This window comes from Leptospira congkakensis (assembly GCF_004770265.1).
Taxonomy (GTDB): domain Bacteria; phylum Spirochaetota; class Leptospiria; order Leptospirales; family Leptospiraceae; genus Leptospira_A; species Leptospira_A congkakensis.
Window position 1 is genome coordinate 224,142 of the sequence record NZ_RQGQ01000004.1, and the last position, 22,163, is coordinate 246,304.

General features: G+C 39.9%; 26 protein-coding genes. 12 read left to right on the forward strand and 14 right to left on the reverse strand.

The window, feature by feature from the left end:
* Nucleotides 1–19 precede the first annotated feature (19 nt).
* The 11 genes from EHQ70_RS02075 to gshAB all read left to right on the forward strand — a co-directional run bounded on the left by EHQ70_RS02075 (nt 20) and on the right by gshAB (nt 11,304).
* Nucleotides 20–1,303: a sugar phosphate nucleotidyltransferase gene (locus tag EHQ70_RS02075; RefSeq protein ID WP_135583293.1), complete on the forward strand. Its 1,284-nt coding sequence runs from the start codon at nt 20–22 to the stop codon at nt 1,301–1,303.
* Between the two features lie 115 nt (nt 1,304–1,418).
* Nucleotides 1,419–2,657 (forward strand): EAL domain-containing protein, encoded by a 1,239-nt coding sequence (locus tag EHQ70_RS02080; protein WP_135583294.1) that lies wholly within the window; start codon nt 1,419–1,421, stop codon nt 2,655–2,657.
* A 94-nt stretch (nt 2,658–2,751) separates the two neighbouring features.
* A complete protein-coding gene (gene sufC, locus EHQ70_RS02085; protein WP_135583295.1) occupies nt 2,752–3,504 on the forward strand; it encodes a Fe-S cluster assembly ATPase SufC in 753 nt (250 codons plus the stop codon).
* The gene (locus EHQ70_RS02090) at nt 3,501–4,664 is read left to right on the forward strand and encodes a SufD family Fe-S cluster assembly protein (protein ID WP_135583296.1); all 1,164 of its coding nucleotides are present in this window, start codon (nt 3,501–3,503) and stop codon (nt 4,662–4,664) included. Before sufC ends, EHQ70_RS02090 begins: the two co-directional genes overlap by 4 nt.
* Nucleotides 4,664–4,978, forward strand: a complete 315-nt coding sequence (locus EHQ70_RS02095) for a Rieske (2Fe-2S) protein (protein ID WP_135583297.1) — start codon at nt 4,664–4,666, stop codon at nt 4,976–4,978. The genes EHQ70_RS02090 and EHQ70_RS02095 overlap by 1 nt, the downstream gene beginning before the upstream one ends.
* On the forward strand, nt 4,975–6,219 hold the full coding sequence (locus tag EHQ70_RS02100; RefSeq protein ID WP_135583298.1) for a cysteine desulfurase: 1,245 nt from the start codon (nt 4,975–4,977) through the stop codon (nt 6,217–6,219). Before EHQ70_RS02095 ends, EHQ70_RS02100 begins: the two co-directional genes overlap by 4 nt.
* Nucleotides 6,203–6,625, forward strand: coding sequence for an iron-sulfur cluster assembly scaffold protein (locus EHQ70_RS02105; RefSeq protein WP_135583299.1), 423 nt, complete (start codon nt 6,203–6,205; stop codon nt 6,623–6,625). Before EHQ70_RS02100 ends, EHQ70_RS02105 begins: the two co-directional genes overlap by 17 nt.
* Nucleotides 6,622–6,945 carry a metal-sulfur cluster assembly factor gene (locus tag EHQ70_RS02110; protein WP_015679894.1) on the forward strand — a complete coding sequence of 108 codons (324 nt, stop codon included), beginning with the start codon at nt 6,622–6,624 and terminating at the stop codon, nt 6,943–6,945. The genes EHQ70_RS02105 and EHQ70_RS02110 overlap by 4 nt, the downstream gene beginning before the upstream one ends.
* The gene (gene ggt / locus EHQ70_RS02115; protein WP_135583300.1) at nt 6,942–8,699 is read left to right on the forward strand and encodes a gamma-glutamyltransferase; all 1,758 of its coding nucleotides are present in this window, start codon (nt 6,942–6,944) and stop codon (nt 8,697–8,699) included. The genes EHQ70_RS02110 and ggt overlap by 4 nt, the downstream gene beginning before the upstream one ends.
* 3 nt (nt 8,700–8,702) lie before the next feature.
* Entirely contained in the window at nt 8,703–10,295 is a 1,593-nt protein-coding gene (gene gshA / locus EHQ70_RS02120; RefSeq protein WP_135583301.1) for a glutamate--cysteine ligase, read from the forward strand.
* 1 nt (nt 10,296) lies between these two features.
* Entirely contained in the window at nt 10,297–11,304 is a 1,008-nt protein-coding gene (gene gshAB, locus EHQ70_RS02125) for a bifunctional glutamate--cysteine ligase GshA/glutathione synthetase GshB (protein WP_135583302.1), read from the forward strand.
* A 132-nt stretch (nt 11,305–11,436) separates the two neighbouring features.
* Here gshAB and EHQ70_RS02130 read toward each other — a convergent pair whose 3' ends face one another.
* The 12 genes from EHQ70_RS02130 to EHQ70_RS02185 all read right to left on the reverse strand — a co-directional run bounded on the left by EHQ70_RS02130 (nt 11,437) and on the right by EHQ70_RS02185 (nt 19,589).
* Nucleotides 11,437–11,679 carry a glutathione S-transferase N-terminal domain-containing protein gene (locus tag EHQ70_RS02130; RefSeq protein ID WP_135583303.1) on the reverse strand — a complete coding sequence of 81 codons (243 nt, stop codon included), beginning with the start codon at nt 11,677–11,679 and terminating at the stop codon, nt 11,437–11,439.
* 6 nt (nt 11,680–11,685) lie between these two features.
* Complete coding sequence (gene grxD, locus EHQ70_RS02135) at nt 11,686–11,994, reverse strand: Grx4 family monothiol glutaredoxin (RefSeq protein WP_002982746.1); 309 nt, start codon at nt 11,992–11,994, stop codon at nt 11,686–11,688.
* Between the two features lie 2 nt (nt 11,995–11,996).
* Nucleotides 11,997–12,221, reverse strand: coding sequence for a BolA/IbaG family iron-sulfur metabolism protein (locus EHQ70_RS02140; protein ID WP_100743087.1), 225 nt, complete (start codon nt 12,219–12,221; stop codon nt 11,997–11,999).
* Between the two features lies 1 nt (nt 12,222).
* Complete coding sequence (locus EHQ70_RS02145; protein WP_135583304.1) at nt 12,223–12,894, reverse strand: glutathione S-transferase family protein; 672 nt, start codon at nt 12,892–12,894, stop codon at nt 12,223–12,225.
* Nucleotides 12,895–12,909: 15 nt separating this feature from the next.
* Complete coding sequence (locus EHQ70_RS02150) at nt 12,910–13,191, reverse strand: BolA family protein (protein WP_135583305.1); 282 nt, start codon at nt 13,189–13,191, stop codon at nt 12,910–12,912.
* Nucleotides 13,175–13,945, reverse strand: a complete 771-nt coding sequence (locus EHQ70_RS02155; protein ID WP_135583306.1) for an ABC transporter permease — start codon at nt 13,943–13,945, stop codon at nt 13,175–13,177. The genes EHQ70_RS02150 and EHQ70_RS02155 overlap by 17 nt, the downstream gene beginning before the upstream one ends.
* Before the next feature lie 2 nt (nt 13,946–13,947).
* On the reverse strand, nt 13,948–14,865 hold the full coding sequence (locus EHQ70_RS02160) for an ABC transporter ATP-binding protein (RefSeq protein WP_135583307.1): 918 nt from the start codon (nt 14,863–14,865) through the stop codon (nt 13,948–13,950).
* A complete protein-coding gene (gene trhO / locus EHQ70_RS02165; RefSeq protein WP_135583308.1) occupies nt 14,866–15,897 on the reverse strand; it encodes an oxygen-dependent tRNA uridine(34) hydroxylase TrhO in 1,032 nt (343 codons plus the stop codon).
* Nucleotides 15,894–17,276 (reverse strand): dihydrolipoyl dehydrogenase, encoded by a 1,383-nt coding sequence (locus tag EHQ70_RS02170; protein ID WP_135583309.1) that lies wholly within the window; start codon nt 17,274–17,276, stop codon nt 15,894–15,896. Before EHQ70_RS02170 ends, trhO begins: the two co-directional genes overlap by 4 nt.
* Nucleotides 17,277–17,368: 92 nt before the next feature.
* Nucleotides 17,369–18,160 (reverse strand): SDR family NAD(P)-dependent oxidoreductase, encoded by a 792-nt coding sequence (locus EHQ70_RS02175; protein ID WP_135583310.1) that lies wholly within the window; start codon nt 18,158–18,160, stop codon nt 17,369–17,371.
* A complete protein-coding gene (locus tag EHQ70_RS02180) occupies nt 18,157–19,167 on the reverse strand; it encodes a zinc-binding alcohol dehydrogenase family protein (protein ID WP_135583311.1) in 1,011 nt (336 codons plus the stop codon). The genes EHQ70_RS02175 and EHQ70_RS02180 overlap by 4 nt, the downstream gene beginning before the upstream one ends.
* Nucleotides 19,164–19,589 carry a MauE/DoxX family redox-associated membrane protein gene (locus tag EHQ70_RS02185; protein WP_135583312.1) on the reverse strand — a complete coding sequence of 142 codons (426 nt, stop codon included), beginning with the start codon at nt 19,587–19,589 and terminating at the stop codon, nt 19,164–19,166. The genes EHQ70_RS02180 and EHQ70_RS02185 overlap by 4 nt, the downstream gene beginning before the upstream one ends.
* Before the next feature lie 97 nt (nt 19,590–19,686).
* On the opposite strand from EHQ70_RS02185, the gene EHQ70_RS02190 reads away from it, so the two are divergent.
* Nucleotides 19,687–20,589 (forward strand): LysR family transcriptional regulator, encoded by a 903-nt coding sequence (locus EHQ70_RS02190; protein ID WP_135583313.1) that lies wholly within the window; start codon nt 19,687–19,689, stop codon nt 20,587–20,589.
* On the opposite strand, the gene EHQ70_RS02195 is transcribed toward EHQ70_RS02190, so the two are convergent.
* Together EHQ70_RS02195 and EHQ70_RS02200 are read right to left on the reverse strand one after the other, a co-directional pair.
* On the reverse strand, nt 20,579–21,379 hold the full coding sequence (locus tag EHQ70_RS02195; RefSeq protein WP_135583314.1) for an endonuclease: 801 nt from the start codon (nt 21,377–21,379) through the stop codon (nt 20,579–20,581). The two genes, EHQ70_RS02190 and EHQ70_RS02195, sit on opposite strands and share 11 nt — an antisense overlap.
* A gap of 7 nt (nt 21,380–21,386) precedes the next feature.
* Entirely contained in the window at nt 21,387–22,163 is a 777-nt protein-coding gene (locus EHQ70_RS02200) for a hydroxyacylglutathione hydrolase (RefSeq protein ID WP_135583315.1), read from the reverse strand.

A 22,163-nucleotide genomic window follows, 5' to 3' on the forward strand; every position in this document is an offset into this window, starting at 1 on the left:
TTGAATTACAAGGGAAGGTATGCGATTTCAAGAAGACTCTATTGATTGTGTAGACTTCATTCTCAAAAAAGATGAAGTTTTGACCATCATCTTAGGTGGAGGGAAAGGAACTCGTTTATTACCTCTTACAGAAAAAAGATCCAAACCAGCTGTTAGTTTCGGGGGTAAGTACCGCCTCATCGACATTCCCATTTCCAATTCACTTAACAGTGGTTTTGAAAAGATTTTTATCCTCACTCAGTTTAATTCATACTCTCTCAACCGACATATCAACAGGACTTATGCTACCAATAATATCCACCAAAAGAGTTTTGTGGAAATCATTGCTGCTGAACAAACTGTGTCCAGTGCCAATTGGTTTGAAGGCACAGCTGACGCCGTGAGAAAGGTTCTCCCTTATATCCGAGAACAAAAACCAAAATATGTTCTCATTCTATCCGGTGATCAACTTTACAATATGGATCTTTCTGATTTTATGCAGAGCCATCTAATGGATCCTGAAACAGAAATTTCTGTGGCCACCAATGCCATTCCAGAAGATCAAATTTATGGATTAGGAATTGTAAAAGCGGGAGTGGGTGGGTTCATCCAGGAATTCATTGAAAAACCCCAAGACATAACCCAAGTTGAATCTTGTCGTACAAAAAATGGGAACTTCCTTGCGAATATGGGGATTTATATTTTTAACACATCCACTCTCATCGATGTATTGGAAGATCGGAATATGGCAGACTTTGGAAAAGAAATTTTACCAAAGGCGATTCGCGAAAGAAAGGTTAAGGCCTATACTTACGATGGTTATTGGGAAGATATTGGAACCATCAAAGCTTTTTACGAAGCCAACTTAATGTTAACCGATCATATCCCTAAGTTCAATTTATACCTTGAAAAAACTCCGATCTATACTAGGGCTAGGGCTCTTCCTCCCTCTAAGATCATCCAAGCAGTGGTCAACCAAGCTCTGATTTCGGAAGGAACCATCCTAAACCAGTGTGAGGTGCATCGTTCCATCATTGGGGTGCGCCAACTCATTGCCTCGGGAACGAAAATTTATGACTCCATCATTATGGGCCTCGACCATTACGGGTATTTTGACCGGAAGTCAGGAAAGATCCCGATCGGGATTGGGCCTAACTGTGAAATACGACGGACAATTGTCGACAAAGACTGCGCTATCGGAGCTAATGTGCGTTTGTTAAACGAACAAAACCTCCAAGAGTATGAGGATGAATATGTGCGAATCCGAGAAGGGATCATTGTAGTTCCGCGCCATACTGCCGTTCCAGATGGGTATACCATTTGAGATAATTTGACATATTTATGTAAAATATGAGTCAAAATTCCTTCGGATTGTCTTAAATTTGGGGATTTTGACTTGTCAGTTTCCTGCAAGGTTCTAACGTGGACGAAAGGGAACCATGTTCACAACGGAATCAACGGAAGGAAACCAGTTTTGGAACGAGACATACTTTGTCCCTCACTTCCAACCCATCGTCAATGCCATCAATCGGTCCATTTCAGCTTACGAAGTTCTAGGTAGGCAATTCAATCCTAAGGAAAACACCTATGAGTCTCTCGGTGGTCTTTTCCACAATAGAGATCAGGATCCAGTTCCCGTTTATAATATTGACCGCATCCTTAGGGAAAAGGCAGTCCAGACTTTAAAAGAGAGCAACCTTCGGACCAAACTCTTTTTCAATATGATGCCGAACTTCCTATCAAGGGTTCACCATACCGATCTCTTTGCTGAAAATTTCCATATCATCCAACTCATTGAAAAATACGGGATCGATCGCAACCAAGTTGTTATCGAAATCACAGAGGACGAATTTGATGGATCGATTGATCGCCTCATCCAAATTGTTCAAATCTTCCGAGACTATGGGCTGAAAATTGCTATCGATGATTTGGGAACTGGATTTTCCAATTTGGAAAGAATTGGTTATCTCCATCCCGACATTATGAAAGTCGATATCCGTATCATGCGAGAGAGTTTGAACAAAAATTCTTTTCGGCAGGTGCTGGGTGCCATTTCCGAAATGTCGCAAAAACTCGGAAGCCAACTTCTATTTGAAGGGATTGAAACAGAAGAAGAGGTGAATCTTGCCCTTTCTATGGGAGCTAATCTTTTGCAAGGTTTCTACTTTTCGACTCCGAACCCTCATTTTCTCAACCGCAATACTTTCTCTGATAAAATGAAGTCTGTCCTCGAAAACTTTTCTAGCGTTCGTTCGAAAGAACTACGAGAGAAGGGAGTCAGGGAGCAGCGGATCATTGACCAACTCCAAGATCTGTTTTATGAGCTTTCTGATGTCAAAGAAGAGGATTTCTCCTTCCGGTTTGGACAAATCTTAAGTTCTTTGCCAAGAGAAATCCTAAAAGTCTTTGTTTGCGACGGAGAAGGTTACCAAATCACTCCTACTTACGATTTAGATCGGGTCAATGGTGGGTATTTGGAAAGATCCCGCCAAATTGGGAACAACTACGCTTGGAAACCCTATTTTTTGAAACACAAAGAAGAGTCGGAACGGTTTCGCAAAAAATGGGGTGTTACCTATCCCTTATATGATATTTCCAACCAAAACCAATATGTGATTTTTACCTTTTCACTTATGAATGGAAAGATCCTGATTGCCCAGGTAGGTTGGTCGGAATAGAATCTTGTTTTTTTTGAGTGGTGCTTTTTCCTGGTAGAAGGGATTCGTCTAAATTATAGAATCATTCTAAATACATACAATACAGGATACCACCTTGTCCGCTATTCTCGAAATTAAATCTCTACATGCCAATGTAGGGGACAAAACGATCCTCCGGGGAGTCAATCTCACAATCGGGCCCGGAGAAGTTCATGCCATTATGGGACCCAATGGGTCAGGAAAGAGTACCCTTTCCAATGTCATTCTTGGTCACCCGAAATATACGATCACTTCTGGAGATATCCTCTTCAAGGGAGAATCCATTTTAAATAAAACTACGGATGAAAGGGCAAGGCTTGGACTCTTTTTATCTTTCCAATACCCAACTTCGCTTCCTGGGGTTACCATTGGAAATTTTCTAAAATCAATTCTCAAAGCACATCGTGGAAAAGATATTCCTGTCAAAGAATTCAAACAGGAACTAAAACAATCCATGGATCTTTTAGAAGTCCCACAATCATTTATCGGTCGTTATGTGAATGATGGATTTTCTGGTGGTGAAAAAAAACGTGCTGAAATTTTACAGATGAGTTTATTAAAACCAATTTTGTCCATTTTGGATGAAACCGATTCTGGTTTGGATATTGATGCCCTGCGAATTGTTTCGGAAGGAATCAACTCCAATAGAAACCCAGAACGTTCGATTTTACTCATCACTCACTACCAAAGGATGCTTAATTATATTGTTCCTGATTTTGTACACGTGTTTGCCGATGGAAGGATTTTGGAAACTGGTGGTAAAGACCTTTCTTTAAAATTAGAGGAAGTTGGTTATGATTGGATTTTGGAGAGAGAAGGGGTCAAATGAATTCCTCACTCACAAAAAATCGATTGGTTCTGACAAAAGAACGAAACACAAGTTTTCGTAATTCCCTATTTGAAGTTTGGAACCAGTTAGAAATTCCAAAAGATTCAGACGAGGCATGGAGAAAATTCCCAATTGGTTCTGTTGATTGGAAAGAATTACAATTTGATCCAAAGGAAATCAACACAGGTTCCTCTGAATCAGAAGAAGATACCGCTGAACAATCATTATCTGAAGAAACTATAAACTCTATCCTAGATGATATTCTAAAATATACACCGAAAGATTATTTTGCTTACCTTAGTTTGATTGCTGCCCCTAAATATGAAATTTTCCTTTTGGAAGAAGGTGAGTCGGAATTTCATTTCGAAGAAGATGGTGATCGACCAAAACATTCTGTTCGAATTTTTTATCTCACAAAAGGGAAAACAACCAAAACACAAATCCAATTACAAAATCATCATGATGGTGAAGACTTACATATGACTTCTGCCCTTGATTTTTATATTGCAGAAGATTCTTCCTTTTTAGAAATTTTGGATCGTGAATCCAGCGATCTAGATTTGTATAGGTTTCGAAATGTTTGTATTCTTGGCCGCAGCGATTCTCAAGTAAAATACCATTATTATCCTCTGGGTGGATTTCGTTCTAAATTATTTTTACATGCACATTTACTAGGGAAAGGTGCCGAAGTTTCTGTGGATGGAGTTTCTGCTCTTGGTGGTAGAAATTTAAAAGATTTGGATATGGAAATGTACCATCATGCAGACCATACCACAAGTAAAATTAGTTATAAAGCCATTGTGACCGATAAATCCCATCATATATTTACTGGAAATTTGAATATCCCACCAAACTTAAAAAAGGTGACCGCCCACCAAGAATCGTTTAACTTATCCCTGAATAAAAAAGCGAGAGCCGAAGCCAATCCTAAACTAGAAGTTTTGGCGGAAGACGTATCTTGTACTCACGGTGCCACTGTGGGGGATATTGATGAAGAGCAGTATTTTTATCTTTTATCACGGGGTCTCACTCCAGAAGAATCTAAGTCCTTACTCGTCACTGCATTCTACGGTGAAACCATTCATTCTATTGGATTCTCTGAAGAAGTGAAGTTGTCTTTGGAATCGGGGATCAGAGAGATTCTCGTGGGAGGCAAATGATGGCCTTTAAAAAATTAATCTCTGTTTCGGAAGTGGGAGAAGGCAGTTTGGTCGTTGTGAAAACTCGCCATTTCAATGTGGTTGTGACAAAGGTCGAAGGTGAATACTTTGCCTTTGAAGATTCCTGTACTCACGATGGGGAAGAGATATCTTGTGGAAAATTAGAAGGTTGTGTGATCACTTGCCCGAGACATTTTGCAAAATTTGATGTTCGTACGGGGGATGTTTTAGCCCTTCCTGCCACGGAACCACTCGTGATTTTTCCCGTCCGTGTGAATGGTGCTGATTTGGAAGTGGATTTGGAGGCGGTATGAGTTTAGATCCTTACCAAATCAGAAAGGATTTTCCTATTTTGTCGCGCACTTTGCCAAACGGCAAACCTCTTGTGTATTTAGACAATGGAGCTTCCTCACAAAAACCAAAATCTGTGATTGATGCCACTAACGAGTATTATTCGAATGATAATGCCAATATCCATAGAGGGGTTTATTATTTATCCCAACATGCAACCGAACTATTTGAACGCACAAGGATCAAAACCTCTCATTTTTTCCAGGCACAATGTGCTAAGGCAATTATATTCACTCGGGGGACGACCGATGCCATCAACCTAGTGGCACAAACTTGGGGTCGAACCAATATCAGTGAGGGGGATGAGATTGTTTTATCAGTTCAGGAACATCATTCCAATTTAGTGCCTTGGCAAATGTTGGCTTTAGAGAAAAAAGCATTTTTAAAATTCATTCCCATTCAGAAAGACACTACTTACGATTTATCCAACCTAAACGAAATCATCACCAAAAGGACAAAACTTGTAGCCATAAGTCAAATGTCCAATGTCACGGGAACAATTCATGACCTAACAAGGATTATCAATCGCGTAAGGCAAGTGGGTGCAAAGATTTTAGTTGATGGAGCACAGGCTGCTTGCCATATGCCTATCCATTTGGTGGATATGGACGTGGACTTTTATGCGTTTTCAGGCCATAAAATGCTTGGGCCAACGGGAGTGGGCGTTCTATTTGGCAAAGAAGAAATTTTGGAAGCTATGCCACCTTGGCTTGGTGGTGGGGATATGATTGAATCCGTTGAACTAGAAGCTTCTACTTATGCTGCCCTCCCTGCTAAATTAGAAGCTGGAACTCCCAATATTGCCGGAGTCATTGGTTTTAGTCATGCATTGGATTATCTTCAAAAAGTAGGAATGAAGAACATCAAAGAACACGAACGGATGTTAACCGAGTATGCTTTGGAACGACTCAATCGAATTGGTGGTCTTCATATTTATGGAACGGAAGATTTAGACAAAAGAGGGGGGGTTGTATCCTTCACGATGGAGGGAATCCATCCTCATGATGTTGGATCCATTTTAGATGAAGAGGGTGTTGCCATTCGTGTGGGCCACCACTGTTGCCAACCACTCATGAAACAATTGTCCATCCCTGGAACTTGCCGTGCTTCTTTTTATTTATACAATACAAAAGAAGATATCGATGCTCTGGTGCATTCGATCGACAAAGTAAAATCAATATTCGGTCGTGTCGCAAGAAAGTAACTTTGAAGATTTCCTAAAATGGAAATCTTACGGATTATGGGAAAAACCGTCCGAGAAACATCGGACAGCGAAAGGATTAAATCCACTTTGCGGTGATGAAATTTTAATTTATTATCGTTTGGATGAAAACCATTCCATTCAGCTTTTGGGGCTTGGTGGTGAGTCCTGCTCCATTTGTTCTGCTGCAGCGGGATTTCTTTTTAAAAATAAAACCAATCTAGATCGAACCAAATTTCAGTCTTACTTAACAGATAGAAAAAATATTCTGGAAGAGCAGGATTCTTGTTTGATTCAGGACGAAGAAGAGTTATCCTTTTTTAGAATCCTTCGCAATCATCCCGGTCGTTATCGTTGTGGTCTTTTGCCTTGGCAGACCTTAGTAAAATTAAGTGAGGAAATTTTATGATTCGTGATCCTGAAACAGAAAAGGAATGGGAAGTGTTCCATAGTGTACGTATGGTGGAGGATCCCGAAATTGGAATTTCACTCATCGAACTTGGTTTGATTTATGATATCAAAGTGGAAGGGGAAAAGGCAGACATTACCATGACCTACACTTCACTTGCTTGCCCTGCAGGTCCGCAAATGAAACAGGACATTGAAAATCACGCACTTCGTGTGGACGGAATTAGTGAAGCCGTTGTTCATGTCGTTTGGAATCCGAAATGGGAACCTCGTGCCATGGCGAGCGAAGAAGCCAAAATGCAAATGGGGATCTTCGATTGAAGTTTCTTTTGAAAACTCGGTTTTTATTTCTCCTTCTGATATTTAACGGTTGTGAGACGATCCCATTTTTACAAGATTCCTTTCGCGGGAAAGGGGAAATATTTGTAAACCTCCCACAAATCGAAGGTTCGGCCGACAAACGAAGTCGGTATGAATTTTCAGGGAAAGAGATTATCATTTCTTCTGACCATCCCTTAGCTTCGCAAGCCGGAATGGAAGTTTGGAAACAAGGTGGGAATGTGGTGGATGTTTTTACTGCTTCCAGTTTTGCCATTTCCGTGCTTCGTCCTCAGTCGACCGGTTTATTCGGAGGTGGATTTGCTGTAGTTCATCTTCCTTCCAAAGGGAAATGGGCTTATGACTTTCGGGAACGTTCTCCTAAAAAAGGTATTGCTTCTGTTTATAAAAACTCCGATGGTTCCGTCATTCCAGAGAAAACATTAAAGGGTGCCTTTAGCGCTGGAGTTCCTGGAACCGTGCAAGGGATTTTGCAAATCCAAAAACAACATGGAAAACTACCCCTCAGTGTGATAGTAGCGCCAGCACTGCGTTATGCGAGAAATGGATACTCTGTGTATGGTGATTTAGCAAATGCCGTCACAAAAACTTGGACCCAGATGAATCCAACCATGAAAAAGGCATTTGGAATTGATAACCGAGCGATTCGGGAAGGGGAACTTCTCATCCAAGAAGATTTTGCTAAAACTTTGGAGAGAATCGTTGAAAATGCAGAGAAAGAGTTTTTGGATGGGGAAACTGTTCAACTTGTTTCAAAGTATTATTCGGAATATGAAAACTTCATCACGGAAGAGGATTTTAAAAACTATAAAGTAAAGGTCAGCGATCCTTTGGTTAGTTCCGTTTGGGGACATACCATTCTCACCATGCCACCTCCTAGTTCTGGAGTTCATTTAATCACTATGATGAATTTGTATTCGGAAATGCAAAAACGAAATACATTTCCAAAAGGAGACGTTGGAGAGATTGTTCGCATTACAGAAGCTATGCGAGTTTCTTACAGGGACCGCGCGGAGTTTGGGGGAGATCCTGAGTTTACGAATGTTCCTGTATCTAAATTGATTTCGGCAGATTATACTAAAGAAGAAACAAATGAAATTGAGAGAAAAGTAGTTTCAGGAAGTTGGCCCGTTCCGAAAGACGAAACCAAAAAACAAGAATCATACAATACCACCCATATTTCCATTATGGATAAGGATGGAAATGCAGTCTCCACAACCCAATCGGTGAACGGAATTTTTGGAGCAGGCCAGATGGTTCCGGGAACTGGCCTTGTTCTAAACAATACCATGGACGACTTTGCTGTAGCACCAGGTGTTCCGAATCTCTATGGACTTGTGGGTTCCAAGGCCAATGCCATAGAACCTGGGAAAACTCCACTTTCTAGTATGAGCCCGACCATCCTTCTGGACGGTGCAGGCAAAACCAAAATGGTGATTGGGGCCCCCGGTGGTTCCCAAATCCCAACCTCTATTTTTAATACTCTTTACCGGTATTTGATTCAGAAAGAAAGCCTCTACGAAAGTGTAGCTTATCCTAGGATCCACCACCAATTCCAACCCGATCGGATTTTTTTAGATCCAGAAATAAAAGACTCCTTTCCGCAATCGGAATTACCATTTTATCAAGTCCAATATATTAGGCATCGTGCGAAAGTATTTGCCGTTGTGAGAGAGGGTGACCGTCTTATAGGCGTGTCAGATCCCAAAGGGGAAGGAGTCCCTTTAGGTTTTTAAACCATGAAATCAAAGTTATTAACATCGACTAAAAAAAATTCAACACGTGCATTATTATCAGAAGAATACAGAGCTTGTTTACTAAGCGCCAAACATGGGTTAGAAAGAGAAAGTGCCAGGGTGGATGGAAAGTCGCAGCTTGCGTCCACTCCTCATCCCAAATCACTTGGAGCAAGTCTGACCCACCCTTTGATTAAAACAGATTTTGCCGAAGCACAAATTGAATATGCCACGAATGTGCATAAATCCATTCCTGATGCTTTACGAGAGCTGACTGAGTTACATGCCTTTACGGCAAGCCGCTTGGGTTCTGAATACCTTTGGCCTTTTAGTATGCCGCCGGTTTTGCCAGCAGAGAACAAAATTGAAGTAGGAAACTATGGAACGTCAATAGAAGGTCGAAAAAAAACCATCTATCGAAATGGACTGGGCCATAGGTATGGAAAAAAGATGCAAACCATTTCGGGAGTGCATTACAATGTTTCCTTCGACACTTGTATGTTGTCTGTCGTCTCTGAAAAACGTTTTAAAAAACCTTTAACCCCTGCGACGAAGTCACAAATTTATTTTGATACCATTCGTAACTTTTATAGAATTTCCCCAGCCTTATTGTATTTATTTGGATCATCTAGTTTAACGGACGTTACTTTTACGGAAGAGTCCAAACAAATCAAAAAGAGAGATTCCAAAACTCTAAAATCGGATTTTGCTACAACCCTTCGTCTTTCTAGTATTGGTTATACAAGTAAAGTACAAGGAAAATATCCGATCTCCGTAAATTCGTTAGAAGAGTATGCTTCTGATATGTGTCAGGTGGTTTCCAAATCCTACACTCCTTACAAAGCGTTCAATGGAAAAGCTACTAACCAATTGAATGACCATATTTTACAATTGGAAAACGAATACTATTCTCTTGTTCGACCAAAACAGGTTCCAAAAGGTGATGAACGCGTTGTGGATGCTCTTGTGGAACGTGGTGTGGAGTATTTAGAAATTAGACTTCTTGATTTGGATCCATTTTCTGCTATTGGTGTTGAAGAAAATAGACTCTATTTTTTACATATGGTTCTTCTTTATTGTATGTTGAATGAATCACCTAAAGCTGATTTGGTGGAAATGGCCGATTGGAGAAAAAACCAAGAAGTCACCACTTGGTTCGGTAGAAAAGAAGAAACTAAAATTAAATTTCTCGGAGAAGAGATGAGCCTTCGGGATTTGACATACCAACTTTTTGTCGAAATCCAACCCATTGCGGATCTTTTGGATGAAAATGATGCAAATGGCCCTTATAGCAAAGCCTGGGAAAGTCTTTGGGAAAAATGGAATGATCCTAGCCAACTTGGTTCTACTATGTCTGAACTTGATTTAGAAATTCATAAATCGAATTTTAGAGAGTTTGGGCTAACCCTTGCTAAATTGCATAAAGAAGAACTTCTGAATTACCCACTTCCACCGAACTTGGTAAAATATTATGAAGACTTAAGTGTTCAGTCCATTTACGAACAACAAAAGATAGAAAACTTAGAAGGCAGCCATTTAAAGAAAAATCAAAAACCCATTCAAATCAAACCCTTAAAACTTTGTAGCGGGGTTTGAAGTGACGGATACAAAACCATTACCTTCTGGCTTTGAAGATTTAGAAATTTCCACACAAATCATCATTCGAGATGCCCTAACTCGTGGGATTACAATTGAGATGGTAGACCGAAAGGAAAATTTCCTTCGGCTCATACAAGGAAATCATTCCGAATTTGTCAAAGAGGCAAGTAAAACAAGACTCGATAGTTTGATGACTTACCTCGTTATGGAGAATAAAATCGCCTCTAAACTCGTGTTAGAGGAAAATGGGATTCGTGTTCCAGTTGGTAGAAATTATTCGAACTTAGAAACAGCCCTTGCCGACTATACTTTCTTTTTAGATAAAAAGAAAGTGATAAAGCCTGTGACAACCAACTTTGGACTGGGAATAGGAATCTCCGAACCGGGAGATAGTTTAGATAAGTTTACATCTTTTGTCAACATTGCTCTTGGACTTTCTAACTCCATCATCATTGAAGAATTCATCGAAGGGCCTGAGTATCGATTTTTAGTTCTTGGGGATGAAGTGATCGCCGTTTGTAACCGAGTGCCAGCAAACGTAACAGGGGATGGAAAAAGTTCAATTCGGGATTTGATTTTAAAAAAGAATGAAGACCCGAGACGGGGAGAAGGCCATAAAACCGCATTGGAAAAAATTCAAATGTCGGAAGTGGAATTACAAATTCTAAAAGACCAAGGTCTTAATTTTGAATCGGTTCCTGATTTAGGGAAACAGGTTTTCATAAGAAAGAACTCCAACATTTCTACCGGCGGGGATTCATTAGATGTTACGGACAATGTGCATCCGGATTTTAAAACCATTGCTGTTTCCGCGGCCAAAGCGGCTGGGGCTGTGATTTGTGGGATCGATATCATCTCTTCTCAGATTGAATCAAAACCGAATGTAAAAACCTACGCCATTCTAGAAATCAATTTCAATCCAGTGCTTTATATCCATGAGTTTCCGTACTCCGGCAAACCAAGGTTTGTTGGGAATAAGATTTTAGATTTACTGGGCTTCCAGTGATCGATAGATCCTTTTATCAATGGTTTGATTTTAGGAATATTAGACTATATTTGTTGTAAGATCTGTGTAAAGAAGGACTTCGTCAGAAATGTAAGCAGATTCTTTCGAACTGAAATATTTAATTAAGATATTTTAAGAATATTTAGACCTTAAGTATGCGATGATGTCAGCAGATTCATACATCTGGACATTGCCATCCACAAGGAATGGGACTTGGGATTGCCCTCCTAGCCTGACTACTTCGGCTCGACCAGGAGTTCCTTGAAAAGCCTCTACGTATTCTATGTCTTTTCCCACGACAAGCCCAAGGGATTCCGCAGCGCGAATCACTCTTTGGCAGTAGGGGCAAGTATCATATTGGTAGAGGCGAATCATTCGAAATTATCCTGCTTTTTTTGTCAGTTCACCGGACTGAGCCATTTGTATGGTGATGTCATGACCACCCACAAATTCACCCTTGATATAGAGTTGTGGAATGGTAGGCCAGTTTGTGAATTCTTTGATTCCTTCTCTGATTTTCATATCAGAAAGAACATTAAATGATCCAAAAGGGATTCCGAGTTGTTTGAGAGTTGTGACAACTCCTGCAGAAAATCCACATTGTGGCATTTCCGGTGTTCCTTTCATAAATAGAAACACGTTTTCTGATTTGATTAAGGATTCAATTTTATCCTTTAACTCTTGTTCCATGGTTATTCGCTCCTAGTTTCCAATGCCAATGCATGGATTTCTTCTTTTAATTCATCTTTCAAAGTGGCATACACCATACGGTGTTGTTCAATGAGACCTTTGCCGGAAAAACCAGAAAAGGTAACCACAGCCTTGATATGGACTCCGTCCCGATAGGGATCAAGAATTTCAACTTTAGAGCCGGGTAGGCCATCTTCAATTTTCTTTTGGATTTCTGGGATTGTCATCCTATAGTATTCCTCCCATCCACGAATGGTGGGCTTTGATAAATTCAAGATATTCTTTAGGCACTTCTGGTAAAACAGAATTCTTTACCGATGGCAGTGAAAGTAGAGTTTCACTCCATTTCGTAATTTTAGGAAAATCTTTTAGTAAGTAAAGTTCTGGTTTGTGATCTGCCAAAAACTGTAACCTCATAAAAAATGGGGCAAAAGCAGTGTCCACTAAGTGCATTTTCTCTCCGGCAAAATACAGTGTTTTGCCTTCCAACGCAGGTAGACCGGCTTCTAGAATTTTGAATTTGGAAAGGAGCTCTTCACGTTTTTTATCGGAGTCCGATTTTTCTTTGGCCATGGTCCAACCGTATTGGTCCACGAGAAGGGCACTTGCAAATTCTGTCCAGGAGCGATGTTTTGCTTTCTTAATGGGGTCCTTGGGATGAAGGGCAGGTGCACTTGTTTCGTCTAGGTATTCATTGATGACTGCGGATTCGAAAATCACATCGTCTCCTACTTGTAAGACGGGAACTTTTCCAAAAGGAGATATCTTTAAAAACCAATCGGGTTTGTTTGCGAGGTCAATGTATTTGATATCGTAATCCACTTTCTTTTCCAGAAGGTTGATGACGGAACGTTGGACAAAAGGGCAAAGTTTAAAGCTGATGAGAACTGGTTTGGTCATATTCATTAGACTGGGTTATGGGGCAGAAAGATCCATTTCCAAAGCATGGAGTCCTTTCTTAAATTCTTCTCCAAGTGTCGCGTAGACCAATCGGTGGTTTTCGACAGTGGATTTTCCGGAAAATAACGAGGACACCATTTGCAGACGGAAATGGGTTTCTTTCGAATCCTTGGTCATTCCTGGATGACCCGCATGTTCGAGGGAAACATCCCGAAGGGAAAGGGAACTTGGTTGGAATTTTTCCTTGAGGATTTTTTCCATCCTGCTGAGTCTTGATTCTTTAGTTTCTGATGCCATAACCAATTTTCATTAACCTCACATTGATCCAAAAAAGAAGTCCTGAAAGTAGAGTGATGAATCCAAAAGAAAAGTATAAATTTACATCGGTAACACCAATAAACCCATACCGAAATAAGTTCACCATATATAGGATTGGATTACAATAAGAAACGGTTTGCCAAAATTCAGGTAAGTTCTTTATCGAATAAAACACACCACCAAGGTAAGTGAGAGGGGTGAGTATAAAAGTGGGAATGATGGTCACATCATCAAACTTTTTTGCAAAAAGGGCGTTGGCAAACCCACCAAGAGAAAACAAAATTGAAGTCATAAGAATGGTAATGACGATCACAAAAGGATTATGGAATCTAAGGTTTGTAAAAAACAGGGAAGTGAGAGTGACTAAAATTCCCACAAAGATACCTCGAACCACTCCACCAAACGTATAACCAATGACGATTGTATAAGGTGATGTAGGGGATACGAGTAACTCTTCAATGTTTCTTTGGAACTTACTTGAGAAAAATGAAGATACCACATTGTTATAGGAATTGGTGATGACACTCATCATAATGAGTCCCGGCACAATGAATTCAATATAAGTAAACTCTCCAATTTTTCCAATTTGGCGTCCGACGAGTTCTCCAAAGATTAAAAAATATAAGGCCATTGTAATGACTGGTGGGATGAGAGTTTGCACCCAAATCCGAATGATTCGAATCCATTCTCTTCTCACAATGGTATGTAAGGCTGTGAAGTTTTGTTTCCACATAATTAGTTTTTTCCTGTTAATGATAAGAATAGTTCTTCCAAACGATTGGATTTGTTTCTAAGACTTAAAACTTCTAATTTTAGTTTTGTCAGTTCCGTAAATAGCTGGTTTACCGATTCTTTTTTGTCCAATTGCACTTCTAAACTATGATCGTCTAACCATTCCCAGTTAAATTTTTTTGACATAGGTTTGGATTTGATGGATTTTTTCAAATCGATGATAAAGGTTTCTTTGTCCAAACGGTGGAGGAGTTTTTTCATCGATGTATTTTCGACAATTTCCCCTTTGTCAATGATTGCGATGTTTTTACAAAGAGATTCAGCCTCTTCTAGGTAATGAGTTGTGAGAATGATGGTTTTACCTGCTTGGTTCAGTTCCTTTAAAAAATCCCACATGGATCTACGGATTTCTATGTCTACACCTGCTGTAGGTTCATCCAAAATTAGAAGTTTTGGATCGTGGACAAGGGCACGCGCGATCATAAGCCTTCGTTTCATTCCCCCGCTGAGTTGGCCAGCGGCTGACTTCCGTTTGTCGATGAGTGAAAGTTTTTCTAGATAGTATTCTACTTTTTCTTTGGCTTCTTTGTAAGGGATTCCGTAAAAACCAGCTTGGTTGATGAGAATCTGCTCTACTGCCTCAAAGATTCCAAAGTTAAATTCTTGGGGAACAATTCCGAGAAAGGTTTTGGCAAGGTCAGGTTGAGTGTCAATGTCGGTTCCGAAGATTTTGACTTTCCCTCCTGATTTGCCTATGAGAGAACTTAAAATTCCAATACTTGTGGATTTTCCGGCTCCATTGGGTCCAAGTAAGGCAAAAAAATCTCCAGCTTCCACTTTTAAGTCGATGGAACGAAGGGCTTTGACTCCGTTCGGATAGGTTTTTTCTAAACCTTCGAGTTCTATTGCATATTTTTGCATTTATTTTCCTACTAGTTTTCTTGTTAGGTGGTGTGTTGGGTATTTTTTGTTTTTGATGTTTTCTTTTCTTAGGTTTTTTTGTGTTTCTTCGGGAAGTAAGATGATGTTTTTACACTCTTCAGAACAACAACCTAGAAGTTCTTTGGAACAATCCTCACATTGTATGAGAAGGACATGGCAACCAAGGTTCGCACAGTTTGTATGGCGGTCACTTGGTTTCCCACAAACATAACAAACGGTCAGGATATCGTCCGTTACCCTTTCTCCTAATCTGTCATCAAAAACAAAATTTTTACCTTTGAACTTTGAAGGGACCCCTGCATCTTGGACAGCTTTGGCATAATTGATGATTCCACCTTGTAATTGGTGCACCTTCGAATAACCTTTATACTTTAAGTAAGCACTTGCTTTTTCGCAGCGTATTCCACCGGTGCAGTAGAGTAGGATTTTTTTGTCCTTATCCTCTTTTAAAAGATCTTCGACAAGGGGTAGTTCTTCTCTAAATGTTCCTACGTCAGGTAGAATTGCATTTTCAAAATGCCCCACTTCGGATTCATAGTTGTTCCGAAGATCCACAACGATGACTCCAGGTTCTTGTAACGCTTCATGAAACTCTAATGGTGTTAGGTGGGTTCCCACATCGGAAGGATCAAACTGGGAATCATCCAAACCATCTGCGACAATTTTCTTTCGAACTTTGATGGCCAGTTTGATAAAACTTTCCTTTTTGTCTTCTACTGCATCGTTAAAATAAATTTTGTTTAGTTCGGGTATCGAATCCACTGCCGTCCGGAGAAGATGATAGTTTTCAGTGGGAATCGAAAATTGGGCATTGATTCCTTCTTTTGCTAAATAAATTCTCCCCAAAATTCCTAAATCCTCGAAGGCATCATAAAGGTGATCTCGAAATTGAAGAGGGTCTTCGATTTTTACATATCGGTAGAAGGAAATGACTCGGCGTTCCCTTGTGTCACTTTCCACGCGTTTTTTTAAGGTTTCTTTATCGTAACGATTGAATAAAAACTTTTTCATTTTGTCCCTTTTAGTTTTTCTTCTTTTACTTTACGGAATGCATTTCTTGTAATTTCAGAAATGGCGGGATGGATGTAGATCATTCCTAAATAATCATCCAACTTTGCCTTTAGATGCATACCAAGAAGGATTTGGTGGATGAGGTTTGCTGCTTCCTCCCCAATGATATGGGCACCTATCACTTGTTCTGTTTCCTTGGAAACAAGAACCTTCACAAATCCAGAATCGGACATTCTCGCCATTCCCGTGGCACTGGAAGAATAGGGGTTTACTCCTTTGTAATAAGGAATTTGTTTTTGGATGAGTTCTTCTTCTGTAAAACCCACACTGGCAATTTGTGGGTGAGTGAAGACAGCTTCAGGCATCGGTGGGTAATTGATGGGAAGATTGGTTTTTGTTCCATACAGATGGTCAAAGAGATACTCCCCTTCAAAGTTGGCACTATGCCTGAAAAAATAACGACCAATCACATCACCAAAGGCATAAATTCCAGATTCTGTGGTTTCTAAGGTATCACTCACTTGGATATACCCACTCGCGTTAGTTTGGATCTTTGTATGTTCTAATCCTAAGTCATCGGTGTTCGGTCGGATTCCTGTTGCTACTAGCAGTCGTTCTGCGGAATGGAGGGTAGATTTTCCCTCTGCTGTTTTTCCTGTTACGGTAAAGAATCCATCTTTGAATTCTACTTTTTCAATTTGGTAATGAGATTCAATTGGAAAGGGTAAATGTTTGTTTAATTCGTTTTTGATCTCGCCATCGGCTGACCGCAAAACATCTGTTCTTGTAAGTCCTGTCACTTGGCAACCGTAAGCCTGATAAGCAGCTCCGAGTTCCAAAGATATAAATCCAGCACCGATGATGATCAGTGATTTCGGAAACTTGTCCGGTGATAGAGCTTCTCTCGATGTCCAAAAGGGAGTTTCCTTTAATCCGGGAATTTCTGGGATATTGGGTCTTGTCCCTGTAACAATGAATATATGTTTGGCGGTATAAGTTTCTTCGCCATCGGATAGAATCCGTTTGTCTATGAACCGAACTTGTTTTGGATAATAATCAATATTTGGATTTTTGTCGTAGGCCACAGGAATGGAATCGGAATCTTGTTTTACCGTTTCGTTCACTCGTCGGAATATTTGAGTCACATCGGCTACGGGTTTTTCTTTGAAAAATACAGGAAACTTTTCCGTTCCCTCTGAGAGACGAATGAGTTCCGAAGGGTAAATCACCATTTTCGACGGGATACAACCTCGGTTGAGACAAGTCCCACCAGGAGTTTCCTTTTCAAACACAGCCACTCGTTTGCCAATTTTGGAGGGTGGGGTGACAAGTTTGGTTCCCGCACCAGCACCAATGACAATGATGTCATATTCTTTCATACAGGTTCCAGCATCGAAATTCGGCAGTTTTCTGTAAATGAAGCAAAATCTCTTTTCCTAAATTTAGAAAGAACTGCCGCCTCCCGTCCATTTTAAATCGATTTATAAACCCCACCATCAGCTCTGACGGAGGCTCCGTTGATCATGGAAGCAAGGTCACTGGCCAGAAAAACAATTACGTTTGCGATCTCTTCCGGTTTTGCAAATCTTCCCGCGAGGGACGAGGGTCTATTTTCACGAATGAAATCATTTGCCATTTCTTCTTTCGATTTTCCCTTTTCCTTGGCTAGGGCATCAATGAATTCTTCTACCCCTTCGGAAAGTGTGGGACCTGGTAGAACAGAATTGACTGTAACATTTGTTCCCTTACAAACTTCAGCACTTCCCCTAGAGATGGAAAGTTGTGCGGTTTTACTCATCCCGTAATGGACCATCTCTACCGGAATGTTGAGTGCTGATTCACTTGAAACAAAAACAATTCGGCCGTAGTTTCTTTTTAACATTCCTTTCAAATAGTTTTGTGTGAGTTCCGCGCCACTTAAGACGTTGGTCTCATACATTTTTTTCCAATCCTCTCTCGAAATTTCGAAAAAAGGTTTTGGTTCGAAGTATCCTGCATTGTTGATTAAGACATCAAGATCCGGAATTTGTTTGGTTAGCTTTTGGATTCCTTCTTCTGTTGCCAAATCTGCCGAAACACCACCTAACTTTGCACTGGGTAAGATGGATTTAATTTCGGCCTTGGCTGCCTCCACCGCACTATCCGACCGACCATGAAGGAAAACTTCTGCTCCTTCTTTTGCAAAACTGAGGGCGGTTTGAAATCCAATCCCTTTTGTAGATCCTGTCACTAATACTTTTTTATCTTTTAAACCTGTATTCATTTTCTCATTCCTCCGAGTACAATTTTACCAATTGTTTTTCCTGTTTGTAAAAGTTCGTGTGCTTTGTTTAGACTCTCTTCCGTCATCTCACCCAAGTCCACTTGGTTGGTAGGAATGATTTTTCCTTTTTCCACAAGTCCTGCAATTTCTTCTAACAATTGTTTTTGTCTGATACGATCTTCTGTTTGGAACATAGACCTTGTAAACATAAACTCATTCAAATACCCGTTACTTTTGGATTTAAGAAGATTCATATTGAGAGGAGAAGCCGATTCTACAATGGAACAAATATTTCCAAAGGGAAGGAGCACCTTAGCCAAATTTTCAAAATGATCTATCGGATCACTAAAGAGAAGGACTTCGTTTACACCATTTTGTCCCAAGGATTGGATTTGTTCCAGATAATCTTTCTTTGGATTCACAACTAAATCCGCACCGAGTGATTTCACCCAAGCAATCGATTCTTCCCTGGAAGCTGTGGCGATGACCTTGGCCTTTGTCATTTGTTTTAAGATTTGGATCGCGATACTTCCCACTCCACCCGCACCAGCAACAATGAGAATATTCTTTTTTGTTAGAGGCTCTAACTTTAATTTATCAAAAATGGATTCGTAGGCTGTAATCGTTGTTAACGGGAGGGATGCCGCCTCTTTAAAATTTAAGTTTTTTGGTTTTTTCCCAACGATCCACTCGTCCACTACTTGAAATTCTGTATTACTGCCTGGTCGTTTGATGTCTCCCGCGTAGAAAACTTCGTCTCCTAGTTTCAAAGTGGATACTTTTGCACCAAGTTCTGTAACAACACCCGCTGCATCCCATCCTAAAATTCTAGGTCCAGGATTTTCTGATGAGATCGAATTTCGAACCTTATAGTCCACCGGATTGACTGAGACCGCCATCACTTGGACACGAACATCATGATCTCCCAGTGGTTCCATTGGAATCTCTAACGACCGTAATACGGATTTCTTTTCTTTGGGATCATAAACACAACCGATTGCTTTCATAAATTCCTCGTTTTAAAATAGGAGTCAAGAGAAAGGATTTGATTGTCTATAGAACTAAGTGCTAAAAAATAACACACCATGTAAATCATTTGGATTCCAACAATTTCCCATTTTTCCAACAAACACATTCCAAAAATTAAAGAACACATCAGAAGGCTTCCTATTAACAAACTCCATTTAGTATTCCAACCGATAAGGATGAGAACACCTAATATTAATTCCATGGGCGGGATGATATACCCCATGGTGTTTACGAGAACAGATGGAAGTGGTGTATCGGAAAACAGAGTTTTGATCCATTCTCTAAAAACTTCATATTTGTTTCCCATTCGAACAAGGCCATGTCCCAAAAGGTTGGCTCCAATGGCGATTCGTAATACCAGACTGGCTAATGTGATTCCGCTCGTTTCTATTGCATTCATAGAACTTGGTCTTTCCTTATGTCGATTTTTGTAAATAAAAAAGATTCAATGCGCTACTTGCTTGACTTATTGTATATTTTTAGTTTACAATTGGGAAATGATTCCCTCCATTCGTGACCTCGATGATCTAAAAACCTTTGTTTTGGTAGTACAAGAACGGAGTTTTACACAAGTGGCTTCTCGGATGGGAGTGACGAAGGCAGCCGTCGCCAAAAGAATCCAAGGGTTAGAGAAGGTTTGGAATACCCAGTTGTTTTATCGGAACACAAGGAAAGTGATTCCTACAAGAGATGCCGATCTGATTTTCCAAAAAGTAATCACAGTTCTTGAAAACGTAAAGGATTTGGAAAACTCGATAACTAAAAAGGATGAGTTAGAGGGAACCCTTCGAGTCACTTGCGTAAGTTCTATGTCTAACAATTTTGTATCCGAAATCATAGATAAGTTTCAAAAACAGAATCCTAAAATTACCATCCAACTCATCGTCACTGATAGTTTGCTCGATCTTATGGAAGACTCCATCGATATCGGAATTCGTGTCGGAATGGAAGTTCCTTCTGGTTTACTGGGAACGGAGTTATTTAAAAATCGAATCTCTATTGTAGCTAGTCCCTCGTATATCAAAGCTCATAAACCAATCCTTTCACCAAAAGATTTAGAAACCCATAATCTTTTGTATTTGGATTTACATAAGGTTCTTCGTTTTTCCGGGACCAATCTTAGTTTGAATGATGTGAGTCGAATAAGAAATTTTTTATCAAACGATGCGGCAAGTTTGGTGCAAATGGGGCTCAAGGGAAAAGGAGTTCTTATCAGATCTTTTTGGGACATAGAGGAGGCAGTGCAAAGTGGAAAACTAATTCCTATTCTCGGTTCGTTTCCTTTGGAAAATTTTGGTCGTGTTTGGGTGGTTCATCCGAACAATAGAACGCCTTCTCGGAGGATGATGGTCTTTCGTAATTTTTTAGAATCGGAGTGTAGTTTCAAATTCAATCAATAAAGGGGTTTTTTACTTTTTGGATCTTTTCGATGATTTCATTTTTCCTAATTTCAAATGTATCGGGTGGATCCAGTTTGTCCCAGGACTCATAGAGTTTTCTTCTCGATTCAGGAATTGCAATTCCATATTTCCATTCCATATAAAAATAGGTTCGGGCAATGTCTCCGCGAATGTTTGGTTTTGGTTCTGCTGTTTGTTCTTTGAAATTGATTTCAAAATCGCAAAGACCATACATCCTTTCTTCTCCTTCGATTTCCCCATAAGAGAAGATTCCTCGATCCGCATTGATTTCACCAGGAACTGGGACAATATTGTGTAAGTCCGCCTCAATTTTGTTAAACTCTGGATCGGTAACCTGACAACATTTACGTCCCCGCACCAGTTTTCCATTGGATTCACAATCTTTTTTAGTCCAACATTCGCGGGTACTACCAAAACTATGAGCAGGGACTATATGTTCCCATTCAATCCATGTTTGGCGGTGGTTGTCTTTTCGGCTACTTAGACCACAGGACTCAAAGTCAATTTTCAGTCTTCCATGGACTTCCGAATCTTCGGAGAACTTACAACCGCAGTAAAAATCGGTTCCTACTTTTTTATAAAATCGTTTCAAAACACGTTTGGCTTTTTGAAAATCAAAATCTCTTTGTGGTATTGATCCCTCGGTAAACTTTTCTTCTGAATCAGAATATAAATAAACACTAACAAAGGATAATAACAAAATACTAGTTGTTATGAGTAGGGCATTCTTCCAAAAAGACTGGGAATTTGAAAATTTTCCTTCCGACATAAATGAATTACCAGTTGTCCCTTAACTTTCGTAAGGTTAAAAATACAGAACGATCATCGGATACTTTTTCCTGCAATTCTTCCAGTCTATTTTTGACAGAACTTGTATGCCTTCTGAAAAATGGATTCAGTTTCTTTTCTGTTCCTATTTCTGAAACTTGATAGGGTTGTAGGGACGTTTGAAATTCTTCGCGGAACTTGTTTTCAGGATCTATATGTTCTGCAAATTTCAAATTGTTTTCCCAATAATCATGTCCGGGATACAATAAACAAGAGTCAGGAAGGGTTTCATATCGTGATCGTATTGTATCGTACAAAACATTGGGATCTCCGCCGCGAAAACAGTTTCCCACTCCCACGTTAAATAAAGTATCACCCGAAAAAATTCCTAAAACTGTTTTTGGATTTTTATGAACAAAACTTAGGTGAGAAAATGTATGACCAGGTGTGTCCCAAACAGCTAACGATTCTTCTTCTACAGAAAATACAATATCACTTTCCGCTAAAATTTGGTCCATCCCTGGAATTTTATGTTTGGCATCTTTATGTCCGTAGATGATCGCTTTTGTTTCTTCTTTTAGTTCTAAATTCCCTTGGGTATGGTCCCCATGTTCATGGGTATTTAAAATTCCTTTGATTTTGACTCCTAACTTTCTGGCATAACCAAGAACTATCTTTGCATCAAAGGGATCAATACAGTATGCCTCGCCTGTTCTATTGGAATAAACGAGGTAACTAAAGTTTCTAAGAGGAGAGTTTGTAAAAATGGGAAGGATTTGAATCAT